The sequence below is a fragment of the Actinokineospora sp. UV203 genome (assembly GCF_056323665.1).
Map to the genome: position 1 here is coordinate 4,236,172 of NZ_CM150484.1, position 16,556 is coordinate 4,252,727.

Genomic DNA, 16,556 nt, shown 5'->3' on the forward strand with positions numbered 1-16,556 from the left:
CTGTAGCGTCCTGCTCCGTTGAGGGGACAGGCTTTGCTCGCATCGTGGGGTTTGTTCACGCACCGCAGGCGGTGGGCGGTCCTGGTCGTCACCCTGCTGGTGACGATCGGGGCGGGCGCGTGGGGCCTCGGCGTCTTCGACAAGCTGACCCAGGGCGGCTACGAGGATCCGGCCAGCGAGTCCATGCGGGTCAAGGAGATCGTCACCGGGACCTTCGGGCAGCGCCCGCCTGACGTCGTGGTGATCTACACGGCGCCGGACGGCAAGACCGTCGACGACCCCGCCCTCGCCGCCCAGGTCACCACCGCTTTGCGCGGCCTGCCCACGGACAAGGTCGTCCGCGTCGCCGACTACTGGAGCACCGGTCTGCCCGCGCTTGCCGGCGCCGAGAAGACCATGGCCATGGCGACGATCACGCTCGCCGGCGCCGACAAGGACGAACGCCGTACCGCCTACCAGTCCGTTCGGGACTTGCTGCCGGTCTCGGGCGTGCGCACTCAGATCGGCGGCACGGTGCCGACCGAGCAGGCGATGAACGAGCGATCCGCCGACGATCTGACCGTTGCCGAGGCGGTGTCACTGCCGGTGACGCTGGTTCTCCTGGTGGTGATCTTCGGCAGCGTGCTCGCCGCGTCCATGCCGGTGCTGGTCGGCTGCCTGTCGATCTTCGGGTCGCTGGGTGTCCTGCGGGCGCTGAGCTACGGGTTCGAGGTCAACTCGTTCGCGCTGAACGTGGCGATCCTGCTCGGCCTGGGCATGGCGATCGACTACGGGTTGTTCATGGTCGGCCGGTTCCGCGAAGAGCTGGGCGCGGGCGCAACGATCGCCGACGCGGTCAGCCGGACCGTCGCCACCGCGGGCCGCACTGTCGCGTTCTCGGCGACCCTGCTGGTCATCGCGCTCTCGGGGCTGGTCGTGTTCCCGATGGACTACCTGCGGTCCATGGCCTACGGCGGCATGTCGGCGGTGGCGATCGCGGCGGTCATCTCGCTGACCCTGCTGCCCGCGCTGCTCGCCGTCGCCGGACACCGGCTGCGCACCCCGCTCGGCGGCAGGCACCGCCGGATCGAGCGCGAGTTCCTTGCTCGGGTCGCCGACGCCGTCATGCGCCGGCCGGTGCTGTTCGCCCTGCCGATCACCGCGGTCCTGGTCGCGCTCGCCCTGCCCCTGGGGGGCCTGACTTTCGGCGGCGCGGACGAGAAGCAGCTCCCACCGGACGACCCGAGCCGGGTCACCGTGGAGACCATCGCGGCGAACTTCCCGGCGGCGAGCACCAACCAGGCGACTCTCGTCGTGCGCGCCGCCAACCCTGAGTCCGTTCCGCTGCTCGTGGACGACTTGAAGCGCGTGCCCGGTGTGCTCGACGCCGTGCCGACCGGTGCCAAGGACGACATCGTCCTGCTCACAGTGCCGCTGGCGGGCGAAGCGAACACCGACGCGGCCGCCTCGATCATCGCCGCGCTGCGGGAGGTGCCCACCGACGCCGACGTCCTGGTCGGCGGCTATCCGGCCGAGGTCGCCGACACCATCGAGGCGATCTCCGACCGGATCCCGTGGATGATCGCCATCCTCGTCGCGGCCACCCTGGTCCTGATGTTCCTCGCGTTCGGCTCGGTGCTGCTGCCGGTCAAGGCGGTGCTGATGAGCGCGCTGAGCCTGTCGGCGACGTTCGGGATCCTGGTGTGGGTCTTCCAGGACGGCCACGGCGCCGGGCTGTTCGGGGTGACCCCGCAGCCGGTGCAGGCGGGCCTGATGGTGTTGATCGTCGCGATGGTCTTCGGCTTGTCCACCGACTACGAGACGTTCCTGCTGTCGCGCATGGTGGAAGCCAGGCACACCGGGCTCTCGACCCATGCCGCCGTGCACGCGGGCCTGCTGCGCACCGGGCGCATGATCACCGCGGCCGCCCTGCTGCTCGTGGTCGTGACCGGCGCGTTCGGCCTGTCCGCGCTGGCCAGCATGCGGTTCCTCGGCGTCGGCATGATCATCGCCTTGGTGCTCGACGCGACCGTCGTGCGGATGCTCCTGGTGCCCGCGGTCATGCGGCTGCTGGGCGACGCCGCCTGGTGGGCGCCCGCCTCGCTACGCAGGCTGCAGGAGAAGGCCGGGCTGTCCGAGGTCGAGCCGGACGCGCCGACGCTGGTGATGGATCGGGTCTGGTAGACGCGTCACCGGTGACGATCGCTCGGGGGGCCACACGACCGGCACCGGTGACGCTAAGCCGGCCGTGGCCCCCTGGCCCTGACCGGCACCCGGGGCAAGCCCCGGGATTCACCGCCACGCACCCGCCGGATCGCCCGAGGAGTACGCAAAACAGTTGACGCACATTGTGGCACCGGAGATCCATTCTGCTACTGAATCGTTCACACATGCGCATGGTCGGTCCCGACTATGCTTGATCGGATGGACGTCGTAGTGGTGGGTTCGGCCAACGCCGACCTGGTCGTGTCCGTCGCCCGCAGGCCATCGGCGGGAGAGACGGTGTTGGGCTCCGACACCCGTGTTCTCCCTGGTGGGAAGGGTGCGAACACCGCTGTCGCGGCGGCGCGCAACGGTGCCGCGGTGTCGCTGATAGGGGCCGTCGGAGACGACCCCTATGGCGAATTCCTCCTGGAATCACTTGGCTCGGCGGGCGTCGACACGGCCCGAGTCCGAAAAGTCACAATGCCCACCGGGCTCGCGTTCATCACGGTCACCCCCGACGGCGAGAACTCGATCATCGTCTCGCCGGGGGCCAATTCCGCCGTCACCGAGGTCGACGTCGACCTGCGCGACGCCCGGGTCCTGGTGGCCTCGCTGGAAGTGCCGATCGAAGTCGTCGAGCACGCGGTCGCGCTCGCGGCCCGCTCCGGGGTGCGAGCGGTGCTCAACCTGTCTCCGGTGGCGGAATTGTCCCCCGACACCCTCGCCGTGCTCGACCCGCTGATCGTCAACGAACACGAGGCCCGCGCACTGCCCGGCCTCGACCGCTCCCGGTCGGTCGTCGTCACCCTCGGCGCGCGGGGAGCCGACGTGATCACCCCGGAAGGCACCCGTCGGATCCCCGCGCCCGAGGTCGACGCCGTGGACACCACCGGCGCGGGCGACGCCTTCACCGGCGCCCTAGCCGCCCACCTCGCCACCGGCGCCGACCTGTTCGAGGCGACCGCCCACGCCATCACCTACGCCGCCACCTCAGTAACCCACCCCGGCGCCCAGCCCCCGCGAGTCGCCCCTCCAGGCAACTGAGTCGCCCGTTCCGGCAAGTGAGTTCACCATTCAGGAGCGCGTGCGCAGCTCATTGGCTCGGGGTACGTAGGCCATCAGCTCCGGTGACAGACCAGTGTCGACCTGCTGGTTGAGTTTGTCGCCCTGTTCCTCCCACATCTTGCCCACCGACTCGCGGATGCCGTCGCCGCCGCCGGTGAAGGCCTCGACGAGGCCGAACCAGCGCGCGGTCAGGCCCTGAGGTCGTTCATCCGGCAGGCCTGGGAATCGAGGTGTGTGAGCTGGTCGACGAGCACCGCCCGCAACGCCTCCCGGTCCCCGTCGGCCAGGGTCGCCGCGAAGGTGTCCAGGCTCAGCCCGTTCGACCGCAGCGCGCGCACCCGGTACAGCCTGCGAATATCGGCCTCGGTGTAGCGGCGGTGCCCGGCGTGCGTGCGCTCGCTCGGCGGCACCAGACCGATCTCGTCGTAGTGGTGCAGCGTCCGCACCGTCAGGCCGGTCGCCCCGGCCAACTCCCCGACTCCCCAGCGCTTCTCGCTCATGGGAATGACGCTAAGACCTCACGTCACGTGAGGTGCAAGTCCCGATTGCGACAGCGTCCGGATCATCCGGCCCCCAGTTCCCGCAGCAGCACATGGCGCCGCAGCCCCAGTTCGCTCAGCCCCAGTTCGTGCCCCAGCAGATCCCCTCGCAGCCAGGCGGATACGCCCAGCCCCAGCAGGGAGATCCGATGGGACAGCAGCAGTACCCGTCGCAGGCCTATCCCAGCAGCAGCAGTTCCCGCCGCGCTACTGGGCGGCGGAACGGGTCGCACGGTCGAACAGGTCGGCCAACTCGCGGCCGTAGCCGTCCAGGGGCAGTCCGGAGCGGGCCGCGCCCTCGATGGCCGACGAGATGGTGTTCGCCATGACCGCCGGGTCGAACTCGGCGAACACGCCTTCCCGCTGTCCTTGGCGCAGCTGGCTTTCCATCCGCCCGACCCTGAAGTCGGTCAGCAGCGGCGCGAACATCGCCGAGCCGTCGTCGGCGCGGTGGTTGTCGGCGACCTCGGTGATCGCGCGCAGGTGCTTGGCGTGCGTGCGCAGCAGTTCGACCCGGACCTCGATGTGGGCCCGCAGCATCTCCGCGCGGCCGGTGCGGCCCTCCAGTCGGGCGTCGAGGAGTTCGTCCAGGGTGCCGACGGAGGTGATCAGGACGGCCATCATCAGGTCGTTCTTATCGGCGAAGTGGTACGAGATCAGCCGCGTGCTGCTCAGCCCCGCCCGCTCCACGATTCGCGCGAAGGACGTCTTCGCGTAGCCGAGGTCGGCGATGACGTCGATCGCGGCGTCGACGATCTGCTTGCGACGGGCGGCTTCGGTGATTGTTACCTGCATGAGTAAATATCAACATGACCGAGTAACTGCGTTTCGCAACGCCGACTGGACCGCCAGGATCAGCGGGTGGTCCTCCCGCCCGCGCCGCACCGCGGCGAACACCCGGCGCGTCGGCGGGTCGACCGCGATCGGCCGGACCCGGGCGGGCTCCACCCCGGCCAAGGCGGTCCGAGGGATCAGCGCGACCCCGCCGCCCGCGGCTACCAGCGCGGCCTCGGCGTGGAAGTCGTCGGAAGTGTGGGTGATCCGCGGGGTGAAGCCGACCCCTTCGCACGCGACGACCAGCACGTCACGGCACGGATTGCCCGGCAGCGGCGCGACCCAGTCGTCGGCGGCGAGGTCGGACAGGTTGACCTCCGCCTGGTCGGTCAGCCGGTGACCGGGCGGCAGGACCGCGTCGAACGGTTCCGCGTAGAGCGGAGTGCGCACGACCCGCTGGTCGTCATCGCCCGCGCTCGCCCAGTACTCCACGGTGACGGCGATGTCGATCTCGCCGTCGAGCAGCATCGGCAGGCTGCGTTCGGCGTCGTGCACGACCACGCTCACCCCCGGCGCGGAGGCCCGCAGCGCGACGATCGCCGGGGCGACGACCTGGGTGATCGCCGAGGCGAAAGCGGCCACCCGGACCCGTCCGGTCTCCCCGGCCGCGTACGCGGCGAGCCGCGCCTCGGCCCGGTCCAGCTCGGCGATCACCGCGGTGGCGTGCTCGACGAGCAGCTCCCCGGCGGCGGTCAGCCAGACCCGCCGCCCCTTGCGGTGCAGCAGGTCCTGCCCGACCTCGGACTCCAGGGCGGCGAGCTGCTGCGAGACCGCCGACGGCGTCAGGTGCAGCGCCTGGCCCGCGGCGGTCACGGTGCCGTGGTCGGCCAGTGCGCGCAGCACCCGCAGGCGCCGGGGATCTATCACTCCACGAGCCCGTTCTCCCGTGCCCATTTCTCGAAGCCCCCGAGTGACACTGGCAGTCGATAATTGCTGATCAGCAGGTCATCGGCGAGAGCGGAGACCAGCGGTACGGTCAGCAAGCCGGAACGAATTGCTTCGCAAAGCAGGCGCAACGTCGGGCAGTACTCGATGTGATTTCGTTCGGCCGCTCTGCGTCCGGCGCCGTCGTCGACTACTACGACACCGCCGAGTGTGCTGGCAAGTGCCAACGCGCCTGCCTCGCCCCGATTTCGGCGATCGCGCACCAGCAGGCCTGCGAATTTGGTATATGCCAAGATTTCCTCTGCTGTACGCAGTTCTCGGTGCTCGATCCATTCGGCCTCCAAGACGGCCTGGACGCGGCTATCCTGACGTGCCGCCTCTTGCAGCTCGTGCACCACGACATCCGGTATCAGCGCGTGACGGTCACCAACCACAGCTTTGAGTGGCCCGAGCCACTGCGCTCGCGCCAGATGTATCAGCGGACCCGTGTCGAATACGTACGGCTTGGTCATCGACGTCAAGAGACGAAGTTCCAGATCGCGTTTTCCGGGAGCTTCGGCAGCTCTGGAAAGTCGTCTTCTTCCCAGCTGTCGAACAGCAGGTCTGTGGCCCTTGCCGGTGACACCGTCTCGCTTCGGAACAGGCGAAGAACTGCGGCCTCATAATTCTTGGGCAGACAGATCGGCCGGAGCTCGTCGCGTGGGACCAGGTTGAAATCGACGATGTCCGCTCGCGTCGTTCGCACCGAGCGGATGAATCCCGCGCTATCGCTGTTAATCACACCCAACTCGTTCAATCGACGGGACAACGTCGACATGTCGACCTGGAACTCGCTCGCGATCTTCACCGCTGCCGTTCGAACATTGCCATCGTGGGAAATAAGTTCTCTCCACCGGTTCACCGCCCCGGTAGCGGGCAGGAGCAACGCGCGCGCGAATCTGTCGAGCCGTGCTTCCCAGGCGTCGTCGTCGCGATCGCCGATCCGCCAGTCCACGGCGTACTCGTCAGCGAAGACGTAATGGCCGAGTTCGTGAGCGAGCGCCAGGCGACGTCGGCCGACTTGCAGGTGTCCGTTGACGAGGGCGATCCCACCGTTCCGCAACAGGAGGGATGCGGCGTCCGCGGCCTCTTGGCCGAGGTCGAAGACGAATGTCAACAGCCCAAGGCCGTTTACTCGTCGGGACATGTCGGACAACGGCTCGCCCGGTTCCAGCCCCAGTTGATGTCGAACGTCGCTCGCGTGCTCTTCGATGGACTCAGTGGAACGAGGCTTCTCGCGGGCGGCCAGGTTCTGGAGGTGCAGGCCTTGGTCCTGTTCGATCACGAACTCGACGTTCCATGCGACGCGTTCGATCATCCGGTCGATTGCGGGACTTGGAGTGCCGGGTGCCTGCATGTTCCGATGTGACACGATCGCCGCAGGCGCGTCGGTAACGAACCACTCGATGCGTTCGCCCAGTGTGGCGGCGATCTGGGCGAGTTCCAGCGCGGAGACTCGACGCGTTCCGCTCTCGATCTTCGCGAGGGCGGAACGGTCGATGCCGATTTCCGCTGCCAGTTCGGCCTGAGTCATTCCTTGGCGGTTCCGTGCACCCGAGATTCGGCTGCCCATCGCCGCGCTGTCCAATGCCAGCATGTGTGCGATTTTAGAACAAACGAGTAGGTTGCCGCTATGGGATCCACCCGATTGGGGACTACTGGTCCATCTTCTCCCGGGCGGCGATGAAGGCGTCGACCGCGCGGTTGACGTCGTCGGTCGAATGGGCCGCGGACATCTGGGTGCGGATGCGGGCCTTGCCGTGCGGCACGACCGGGTACGAGAACCCGATCACGTAGACGCCCTGGTCGAGCAGCAGGTCGGCCATCCGGCCCGCCTTCGCCGCGTCGCCGATCATCACCGGGATGATCGGGTGCTCGCCGGGCAGCAGGTCGAAGCCCGCGTCGGTCATGCGCGCGCGGAACAACGCGCTGTTCTCGCGAAGCCGGATCAGCAGGTCTGCGGAGGAGTCGAGCAGGTCGAGCGTCGCGAGCGCCGCCGCGGTGATCGACGGGGCCAGCGAGTTGGAGAACAGGTACGGGCGCGAACGCTGCCGCAGCATCTCGACGATCTCGGCGTGGCCGGAGACGTAGCCGCCGCTGGCGCCGCCGAGGGCCTTGCCGAGGGTGCCGGTGTAGATGTCGATGCGGTCGCCGACGCCGAAGTGCTCCGGGGTGCCGCGGCCGGTTTCGCCCATGAAGCCCACGGCGTGCGAGTCGTCGACCATGACCAGCGCGTCGTACTTCTCCGCGAGGGCGACGATCTCGTCGAGCGGGGCGAGGTAGCCGTCCATGGAGAACACACCGTCGGTGGCGATCAGCCGGTAGCGCGCGCCCGCGGCTTCCTGGAGTTTGGCTTCGAGGTCGGCCATGTCGCGGTTGCGGTACCGGGCGCGTCCGGCCTTGCACAGGCGGATGCCGTCGATGATCGACGCGTGGTTCAGCTCGTCGGAGATGACCACGTCCTGGTCTGTCAGCAGGGTCTCGAACAGACCGCCGTTGGCGTCGAAGCAGGAGCTGTAGAGGATGGTGTCCTCGGTGCCCAGGAACTGCGAGAGCCGGGCCTCCAACGCCTTGTGCGGCGCCTGCGTCCCGCAGATGAACCGCACCGACGCCATCCCGAAGCCCCACTCGTCCAGCGCGTCCTGCGCGGACTTGACCAGCGTCGGGTGGTCGGCCAGACCGAGGTAGTTGTTGGCGCAGAAGTTCAGCACCGGCTCCGAGGAGTCGACCCGCACCGACGCCTGCTGCGGCGTGGTGATCACCCGCTCCGCCTTGTAGAGACCGGCCGCCCGGATCTCGTCCAGGCCCACCCGAAGGTCCTCGCGCATAGCGCCGAACATCAGCTCTCCCAATCCATGATGACCTTGCCGCACTTGCCGCCGCGGGCGGTGTCGAACGCGGCCTTGTGTTCGGTGTGGTGGAACCGGTGGGTGATCACCGGGCTCAGGTCGAGACCGGCCTGCAGCAGGACCGACATGGCGTACCAGGTCTCGAACATCTCGCGGCCGTAGATGCCCTTGATCGTCAGCATCTTCAGCACGACCGCGCTCCAGTCGATCGCGATCTCCTTGGCGGGCAGCCCGAGCATCGCGATCCGACCGCCGTGGGTCATGTTGCCGATCATCTCGCGCAGCGCCGATGGCTGGCCGGACATCTCCATGCCCACGTCGAAGCCCTCGGTCATGTTGAGCTCGCCGTAGACCGCCGACACCGGGGTGGAGCTGACGTCGAGCGCGACGTTGACGCCGATCTTGCGGGCCAGCTCCAGCCGGGCCTCGCTGATGTCGGTGATCACCACGTGCCGGGCGCCCGCGTGCTTGGCGACCGCGGCGGCCATCAGGCCGATCGGCCCGGCGCCGGTGATCAGCACGTCCTCACCCAGGACCGGGAACGACAGCGCGGTGTGCACGGCGTTGCCGAACGGGTCGAAGATCGCGGCCACGTCCAGGTCGATCTGATGGTTGTGGACCCAGGCGTTCGACTCGGGCAGCACCGCGTACTCGGCGAACGCGCCATTGGTGTGCACGCCGAGGCCGATGGTGTTGGCGCACAGGTGGCGGCGGCCCGCCCGGCAGTTGCGGCAGGTGCCGCACACCAGGTGTCCCTCGCCGCTGACCAGGTCGCCCACCTTGACCTTGGTGACCGCGGCGCCGATCTCGACGACCTCGCCGACGAACTCGTGGCCGAGCGTCAGCGGCGCCTTGATCGTCTTGGCCGCCCAGTCGTCCCAGGCGTCGATGTGCAGGTCCGTGCCGCAGATGCCGGTGCGCAGCACGCGCAGCAGGATGTCGCCCGGCCCGGGCTTCGGGTCCGGGACGTCGACGAGCTCCAGACCGGGGCCCGGGGCGACTTTGACCAGAGCCTTCAAGGTTCCTCCGATAGTGCGGGTTGTGCTCCCGCGCGGAGTCTGCTGCCGTGCCGCTGTGAAGTCCATCGGGACTTTCTGAACTGCTTTGTCAGCAGAGCTTCACAGCAGAGCCTACGCGTCCCAGCTGATCCTCCACGGTCGGCGGATGGTCAGCGACCCGATCCGCACGTAGGTGGGCCGCCGGATGACCAGCGATCCCGCGCGCACGGACCCGGTCACCACGAAGTGCGGCCCGCCCGTGCGCGCGCCACCGGCCTTGTCGGTCTTGCTGCCCAGCTCCACGGTCACCGCCGAGGCATCGACCGACGACCGCTCCGGCATCAGCAGCTCCACCGAACCCGCCGCCACATCGACCTCGACGCGGATCTCGGGGAACGAGATGACCGCGTCGGAGAAGTCCAGGACGGTCGAGCCCATCTGACTGCGGATGACCATGTCGCGCGGCACGATCCACTCGCCCTCGCGCTTGAGCGCCGACATCGTCGCCCGGAACTCCACCGGCTTGACCGGCGCGACACCGGACTCCGGATGGGCCAGGCCGGGAAGGTCGACCAGGACGGTGTTGAGCTCAGCCCGCGTCCGCGCGGCCAGCGCGACATCGGTGCGGGCGGTGAACTCGTCGAGGCTGAGCAGGCCGTGTCCGATGGCCTTCTGCAGCACGCCGACCACATGGGTGCGCTCGGCGTCGGAGACTCGAAGTTCGCGGGGACTGATCGGGGTGGTCACACCACCCAAGATAGGCGCGAAACGCCCTACCGTGACGTGAATGCCACGAACCCCGCCCAAGAGGTTGGGGGCACTGCCAGCGCCGGACCATCGGGGTTCTTGGAGTCGCGCATGCCGATACTCGCGTTGGTCATCCGCACCTCTACGCAGGCCTCGTCATTGCCGCCACTGTGGGAGCTCTTGAACCATCCGGTGTCGCGGGTCTGCGAGGCCATGCGGACTTACTCCTTCAGGGTGCTTTCCAACAATCGGCGCGACTCCTGCCTGCTGAGCGAGAGTTCCCAGATCCGATAGAAGGACAGGCGCATCGCGGCAGTGTCTGCCTCGGCATCGTAGTAGGCCGATGGCCCGACCGGAGTGGGAGAAAATCCGACGGGTGCACCACGATCGCCGAAGCCGAAGATCCAGAACCCGCGCCCACGAGATGGGTTGCCCGCAACATCGTTGCGTAGCACTCGGATCGTGAGATCGCGGTGGCTGCGCAGCAGGCCGAGCATGTGCCGGAGTTGCTCGCGCATGATCTCGGGTTCGCCGAGGTTCGCGCGCAACGCGTCCTCGGTGATCACGAATCGCATGATTCGCTGATCGCCGGATTCGAGGACGCGGTGCTGCCGCTGCTCCCGAAAGATGAGGCGGTCCTTGCCATCTACCGCATTCGATTCCCACCACACACCTTCGCATTCGGCGAGGATCGCGCGCATGTAGCCCTCGGACTGGAGCAGACCGGGGATGATGCCGGTCTCGAAGCAGTCGATCTCCGAAGCGCTCGCCTCCAGGTCGGCGAACCGCTGGTAGGAGTCCGGCAGGGTGGTCGACGTGGACCCGCTTCTTCTGCCGGGTGCGGGCCTGTGCGCCAAGCTCAAGGACGGTTCGTCGTTCGGCGCCGGTGACACCGTAGCGGTTCGTGTGGCTGGACTCCCCCGACGGCGGCTACCGCTGGCCCATGCCACTGGTCTGACTAGTCCGGTTCTCCGTCGAGCCCGTGTTCGATGGCGTACCGGGCCAGTTCCACTCGGTTGTGCAGCTGCAGCTTCCGCAGTGTCGACTGCACGTGGTTCTCCACCGTCCGGTGCGACAGGACCAGCCGGTCGGCGATCTGCCGGGCGGTCAGCCCTTTGGCGACCAGCCGCAGCACCTCGGTCTCCCGGTCGGTCAGCTTCGGTGCGCCGCTCTCCTCCGGGCCCGACGCCATCCGCCGGTACTCGCCGAGCACGAGGCCCGCCAGGCCCGCGTTGAAGACCGCGTCACCGGCCCACGTCCGCCGGACCGCCGCCACCAGTTCCTCCGCCGACGCGGACTTCACCAGGTAGCCCGACGCGCCCGCCTTGACCGCCTCCAGCACGTCGTTGTGCTCGCCGCTGGCCGACAGGACCAGCACGCGGGTGCCGGTCAGCTCGCCGGTGATCTTGCGGGTCGCCTCCACCCCGGACTCTTCACCGAGGTTGAGGTCCATCAGCACCACGTCCGGCCGCACGGTTCGCGCGATGCGCACCGCCGAGGCGGCGTCGCCCGCGGTCGCGCGGACCTCGAACCCCCGCTCGGCGAGGTCGCGCGCCACACCGTCCCGCCAGATGGGGTGGTCGTCGACCACCATGATCGAGATCGGCTGTTCCGTCACCGTGCTGCCCTTCTCACCGGGACCCGGATCTCCCACTCCGTGCCCGAGTCGGGCGCGGTCTCCAGGGTGATGGTGCCACCGAGGTCGCTGACCCGACCGCGAATCGACCGGGCGATACCCAAACGCCCCTCGTGCTCGGCGGCCGAGATGCGGCCCGCGGGGATGCCCACGCCGTCGTCGCGGATGCTCAGGACCACCTCGTCGCCGAGGTCCTCCAGCAGCACCCAGGCCCGCGCGCCCGGGCCCGCGTGCCGGTCGACGTTCTCCAGTGCCTCCCGGACCAGGTAGGCGAGTTCACCCGCGGCCGACGCGGGCATGGTCACCGCGGTCGGCGGGACCGACACCTGAAACCGGTCCGTCGCGAGCACCTGCAGGCGGGGCCGCAGATCCGCGCTGCCGTCCTCGGCGGACTCCAGCGGCGCGGCCGAGACGAGGGCGCGCAGCGCGACTTCCTGCCTGCCCGCTTCCTCGGCCAGCTCGGCTGCCTCGCCGCCGACCTCGCGCCCGCGCTTGCGGACCCGGGCCAGCACCTGCAGCACGCTGTCGTGGATCGTGCGGGCCAGCCGCTCGCGCTCGGCGGTGGCGGCCTCGACCCGCAGCGCCTTCGCCAGCCGCTCGGCCGACTGCCGGGAGGTGGTCGCCGCCAGCCCGAGCACACCGCCGATCGCCACCAGCAGCACCAGGTCGCGGGTCAGATCCGTGTCGACATACCCGCGCACGGCGTAGTTCACCATCGCCACGACGAGCCCGAACAGCGTCCCGCCGGACAGACCCGCGCGGACCGCGCCGACCGCGACGACCGCCGTCACCCACACCGTCGGCACCAGCGGCACCGCCAGCTCAGTCAGCTGCGCGTGGGTCAGCACGAGCCGCGACATCGCCATCGCGATCACACAGACCAGCAGGTCGACAAAGATGAACCAGACGGCCTTGCCGGTGTCCCGCAGGTAATAGACCGACGTGACGACAGTCCAGACCGCCATCCCGCCGACCGTGGCATAGGCCAGCCCGGTGTTCGCGTATTCATCGTGGTGATTGACCACCACGCCGGTCGCGAAGATCAGCGTGATGATCCGCAACAACACCGCCGAGAGCCACAGCGGCGCCGCGGGGTCCTTCGTGATGGGGCCGCGGTACCGGTCGCCGGGCAGCCGCACCCTGCGCGTCATGGCTTGCTGGGCTCCGGTTCGCCGTCCTTGACGTTCGGCACCGAACCGGTGTCGTCGAACACGTCGACCTCTTCTGGCTCCGGGTCCTGCTCTCTGACCAGCGACCGGATGCCCGCGTTGAGCACCGCCAGCAGCGGCACCGCCAGCAGCGCGCCCGCGATGCCCGCCGCGATCAAGCCGACGCCGATCGCCAGGACCACGGCCAGCGGGTGCAGCTTGACCGCGCGGCCCAGCAGCCACGGCTGCAGGATGTGGCTCTCGATCTGCATGACGGCCACGACCACGGCCAGCACGATCAGCGCCGCGACGAACCCGTTCGCCACGAGGGCGACGAGGACGGCCACGGTCCCCGCGATCAGCGCACCGATGATCGGGATGAACGCGGTCAGGAAGACCAGCGCGGCCAGCGGCACCGCGAGCGGCACACCGATGATCGCCAGGCCCACGCCGATGCCGACGGCGTCGAAGATCGCCACCGCGGCGGTGGCCCGCACATAGCTGACCAGCGACGAGAAACCGCGCCTACCCGCGACGTCGACCCGCGCGCGCACGCGAGCGGGCGCCGCATGGGTGACGAAGCGCCACATGCCTTCGCCGTCGTAGAGGAAGAAGATGAGGATGAACAGCGTCAGCACCAGGCCGGTGAGGACCTCGCCGATCGTCGCGGCGGTAGTGATCGCGCCGGAGGTGATCGCCGACTGGTTGTCCTTGATCGCGGTGATCGCGTTGTCGAGGAAGTTCTGGATCTGGTCCTGCCGCAGATGCAGCGGACCGGTCGCCAACCAGTCGCGGATGGTGTCGAGGCTGTCCGCGACCTGCGCCTGCAGCTGGGGCAGGCCGTTGCTGAACTGGATGATCACGAAGGTCAGCACCCCGCCGACCACCGCGATGCCGCCGACCATGGCGATGGCCGCGGCCAGTCCCCGGGGCACCCGCCACTGCACGAGTTTTTCCACGCCGGGCGCCATCAGCGCGGCGAGCAGCAGGGCGATCGCGATCGGGATGACCACGTGGGCGAAGTAGCCCAGCAGCCAGATGATCACGTAGAGCGCACCGATGATCATCAGGAAGCGCCAGGCCAGCGCGGCGCTGACCCGGAGTCCCTTCGGTACCAGCGTGGTGACGTCCTGTGGCGCGGTGGCGCGGGTTCTGGTCATCGCGATCACCGTATCCGGCGAATCGCTCCTCGGCGACCAGTCTGTCTGATGTGATGGCGCTGTGATGGAAGCCGGGACCCAGTACGTGGCGCTGTCGTCGCTGACCGACACCGAGCGCGAGGTCCGTTCGGCGTTCACCACCGGCCGCAGGCTCGACCTCGGCGGCAGGCCGGTCCGCGGCCCGGTGCTCGCGGCCCTGTTGGCCGAGGCCTACCCGCTCGAACCCGGGGCGATGCCCGCGTTGCGCCTGGACAACGCCACCGTGACCGGCTCCTTCGACATCGAGGGCCGGGTCGTCGACCACGTCATCGCGCTGCGCCGCTGCACGTTTGAGCGGCCGCCGATCCTGCGGATGGCCCGGCTGGTCGGCCTGACCATGCCCGGCTGCCGGGTCCCCGGGGTCAAGGCCCGCAACCTGCGCGTCGGCAGCGACCTGGTCCTCGAACCGGGCTTCAGCTGCACCGGTGTGCTCGACCTCACCGACGCGACGATCGAAGGCACCCTCCGGCTCGCGGGCGCGGTCCTGCGCAACCCGAACGGCGCTGCTCTGCTCGGCGCCCGCCTGCGCGTGTCCGGCTCCATCCAGGGCGTGGCCGCCCGCGCGTTCGGCGAGGTCCGGCTGCGCGGCGCGAACATCGGCGGCAGCGTCCACCTGACCGGCGCGCGGATGGCGAACCCGGCGGGTCCCGTGCTCGAGGCCACCGGCATGGCGGTCGAAGGCAACCTGATGTGCGACACCGGCGGCGGCCGCTTCGACGCCACCGGCACCGTCCTGCTCTCCGGCGCCCGCATCGGCGGCGACGCCGTGTTCTCCGGCGCGCACCTGCACGACGGCACCGCCACCGAGAGCCAGGTTCTGGTCCTGCCGCACGGCACCGCCGAGGACCACACCGTCCTCGACGCCGACCGGCTGCGAGTCGACGGCGACGTCAAGCTCGACGCCGGGTTCACCGCCGCGGGCGCGGTCGCGCTGCGCGGCGCCCGGATCGGCGGACACCTCTTGTTATCCGGCGCGACCATCGGCCGCCGGGACGTCGTCGCCAGGCTGGCCGCGGCGTTCGCCTCGGGCACCGCCGTCGACCGGGTGCCGGTCGCCCTGATCGGCGACGGCGTCGAGGTGTTCGGCGACGTCGAATGCCGCGGCGCGGTCCAGGGCAAGATCGACTCCGACGGCGACCAGCGCACCGCCCTGCGCACCTACGGCCAGATCCGGCTTGTCGACGCCCACGTGCACGGCAGCGCCAGCCTGTCCCGCGCGCGCCTGTGCGGGCCCGCGATCGACGTGCTCTTCGCGGACCGCCTGCGCGTCGGCGGCACCTTGTTCCTGCGCAAAGTCCGGATCAGCGGATCGGTGCGGCTGCAGAACGCGCACATCGGGTCCAGCCTCGACTGCTCTGGCGCCCGGCTCATCAAGCCGCGCCTGCGTCCCAACGGGACGGTCAAGCCGTCGCTGGACGCCCGGGTCGCCACCATCGGCAAGGACCTGCTCTGCAGCTACGGCTTCCTGGCGATCGGCGGTGTCCGGGTCCGGCTGGTCGAGGTCGGCAAGATGGCCACCTTCGGCGGCGCCCGGCTCGGCGGCCGCACACACCCGAGGCACCCGGCGACCGACAAGTCGCTGTCGGCCTACGGGCTGACCGCGCAGGAACTCGTCCTCGCGTTCCCACCGCGCCGACCCCCGCGCGGGCAAGTGGTGCTCACGCGCGCGTCCGTCGTGTCGGTCATAGACGGACCCGGACTCTGGGCCGCCCGCGGCGGAGTCGATCTCGAGGACTTCAGCTTCACCGCCATCACCTCGCACCCCGAGGTCTCGGTCGGCACCCGGCTCGCCTGGCTTCGCGCGGTCCAACCGGACTTCGCGCCGGGACCCTACGAGCAGCTGGCCGCCGTGTACGCGGGCGCGGGCGACGAGGAGCGGGCCCAGCTGGTCCAGCTCGAACGCCAGCGCAGGCGCTACGCCGAGCTCAACGTCGCCGGACGGATGTGGGGCAGGCTCCAGGAGTGGACGGTCGGCTACGGCTACCGGCCCTGGCTGGCGATGGTGTGGCTGCTGCTGTTCTGGCTGCTGGGCCTGCTCTGGTTCAACACCCATGTGATGGAGAAGCTCGACGCCGACGTCAACCCGGTGTGGAACCCGCCGCTGCTGGCCACCGACCTGCTGCTTCCGATTGTCGATCTGGGGCAGGACAACAAGTGGCGGATGGTCGGGGCGTCGCAGTGGATCGCGGGCGCGTTGATCGCCGTGGGCTGGATTCTGGCCACGACGGCGGCGGCCGGGGCGACCCGCGTGCTCAAACGCGGTTAACCCACAGGTGTGGACAATTTCCTGATCTTGAGCTCCTGACCTGCACCACTACTGATCGTGATCTGTGGAAACACTCTGTGTTCGTCACACGATCAGGTGGGCCTCCTGTGTCACACGTGCATAACGAGCACCAAGGGTGCCAATGTCTGCGGTGCACGGTGATCGCC

16 protein-coding genes are annotated in these 16,556 nt (G+C 69.2%); 3 read left to right on the forward strand and 13 right to left on the reverse strand.

Annotated features, from left to right (window positions below):
• The first annotated feature begins 33 nt into the window (after positions 1 to 33).
• On the forward strand, positions 34 to 2,163 hold the full coding sequence (locus ACUZ2Y_RS20145; RefSeq protein WP_476321134.1) for an MMPL family transporter: 2,130 nt from the start codon (positions 34 to 36) through the stop codon (positions 2,161 to 2,163).
• Positions 2,164 to 2,403: 240 nt separating this feature from the next.
• A complete protein-coding gene (locus ACUZ2Y_RS20150; protein WP_476321136.1) occupies positions 2,404 to 3,228 on the forward strand; it encodes a ribokinase in 825 nt (274 codons plus the stop codon).
• A 209-nt stretch (positions 3,229 to 3,437) separates the two neighbouring features.
• Here ACUZ2Y_RS20150 and ACUZ2Y_RS20155 read toward each other — a convergent pair whose 3' ends face one another.
• From ACUZ2Y_RS20155 to ACUZ2Y_RS20215, 13 genes are all read right to left on the reverse strand, one after another.
• On the reverse strand, positions 3,438 to 3,749 hold the full coding sequence (locus tag ACUZ2Y_RS20155) for a MerR family transcriptional regulator (RefSeq protein ID WP_476321138.1): 312 nt from the start codon (positions 3,747 to 3,749) through the stop codon (positions 3,438 to 3,440).
• Positions 3,750 to 3,995: 246 nt separating this feature from the next.
• Positions 3,996 to 4,583 carry a TetR/AcrR family transcriptional regulator gene (locus ACUZ2Y_RS20160; protein ID WP_476321140.1) on the reverse strand — a complete coding sequence of 196 codons (588 nt, stop codon included), beginning with the start codon at positions 4,581 to 4,583 and terminating at the stop codon, positions 3,996 to 3,998.
• Positions 4,584 to 4,592: 9 nt separating this feature from the next.
• Positions 4,593 to 5,489, reverse strand: coding sequence for a LysR family transcriptional regulator (locus ACUZ2Y_RS20165; protein WP_476321142.1), 897 nt, complete (start codon positions 5,487 to 5,489; stop codon positions 4,593 to 4,595).
• Positions 5,486 to 6,019, reverse strand: coding sequence for a PIN domain-containing protein (locus ACUZ2Y_RS20170; RefSeq protein WP_476321144.1), 534 nt, complete (start codon positions 6,017 to 6,019; stop codon positions 5,486 to 5,488). Before ACUZ2Y_RS20170 ends, ACUZ2Y_RS20165 begins: the two co-directional genes overlap by 4 nt.
• A 5-nt stretch (positions 6,020 to 6,024) precedes the next feature.
• Positions 6,025 to 7,143 (reverse strand): helix-turn-helix domain-containing protein, encoded by a 1,119-nt coding sequence (locus ACUZ2Y_RS20175; protein WP_476321146.1) that lies wholly within the window; start codon positions 7,141 to 7,143, stop codon positions 6,025 to 6,027.
• A gap of 58 nt (positions 7,144 to 7,201) precedes the next feature.
• Positions 7,202 to 8,386, reverse strand: a complete 1,185-nt coding sequence (locus ACUZ2Y_RS20180) for a glycine C-acetyltransferase (protein ID WP_476321148.1) — start codon at positions 8,384 to 8,386, stop codon at positions 7,202 to 7,204.
• Positions 8,386 to 9,414 carry an L-threonine 3-dehydrogenase gene (gene tdh, locus ACUZ2Y_RS20185; RefSeq protein WP_476321150.1) on the reverse strand — a complete coding sequence of 343 codons (1,029 nt, stop codon included), beginning with the start codon at positions 9,412 to 9,414 and terminating at the stop codon, positions 8,386 to 8,388. The genes ACUZ2Y_RS20180 and tdh overlap by 1 nt, the downstream gene beginning before the upstream one ends.
• Before the next feature lie 111 nt (positions 9,415 to 9,525).
• Complete coding sequence (locus tag ACUZ2Y_RS20190; protein WP_476321152.1) at positions 9,526 to 10,140, reverse strand: DUF1707 SHOCT-like domain-containing protein; 615 nt, start codon at positions 10,138 to 10,140, stop codon at positions 9,526 to 9,528.
• Positions 10,141 to 10,166: 26 nt separating this feature from the next.
• Entirely contained in the window at positions 10,167 to 10,355 is a 189-nt protein-coding gene (locus ACUZ2Y_RS20195; RefSeq protein WP_476321154.1) for a DUF397 domain-containing protein, read from the reverse strand.
• A gap of 6 nt (positions 10,356 to 10,361) precedes the next feature.
• Positions 10,362 to 11,033: a DUF5753 domain-containing protein gene (locus tag ACUZ2Y_RS20200; RefSeq protein ID WP_476321156.1), complete on the reverse strand. Its 672-nt coding sequence runs from the start codon at positions 11,031 to 11,033 to the stop codon at positions 10,362 to 10,364.
• Between the two features lie 65 nt (positions 11,034 to 11,098).
• The gene (locus ACUZ2Y_RS20205; protein ID WP_407642669.1) at positions 11,099 to 11,734 is read right to left on the reverse strand and encodes a response regulator; all 636 of its coding nucleotides are present in this window, start codon (positions 11,732 to 11,734) and stop codon (positions 11,099 to 11,101) included.
• Between the two features lie 20 nt (positions 11,735 to 11,754).
• A complete protein-coding gene (gene macS / locus ACUZ2Y_RS20210) occupies positions 11,755 to 12,927 on the reverse strand; it encodes a MacS family sensor histidine kinase (protein ID WP_476321158.1) in 1,173 nt (390 codons plus the stop codon).
• Complete coding sequence (locus ACUZ2Y_RS20215) at positions 12,924 to 14,084, reverse strand: AI-2E family transporter (RefSeq protein WP_476321160.1); 1,161 nt, start codon at positions 14,082 to 14,084, stop codon at positions 12,924 to 12,926. Before ACUZ2Y_RS20215 ends, macS begins: the two co-directional genes overlap by 4 nt.
• A gap of 64 nt (positions 14,085 to 14,148) precedes the next feature.
• On the opposite strand from ACUZ2Y_RS20215, the gene ACUZ2Y_RS20220 reads away from it, so the two are divergent.
• A complete protein-coding gene (locus ACUZ2Y_RS20220) occupies positions 14,149 to 16,389 on the forward strand; it encodes a hypothetical protein (protein ID WP_476321162.1) in 2,241 nt (746 codons plus the stop codon).
• The last annotated feature ends 167 nt before the right edge of the window (positions 16,390 to 16,556 follow it).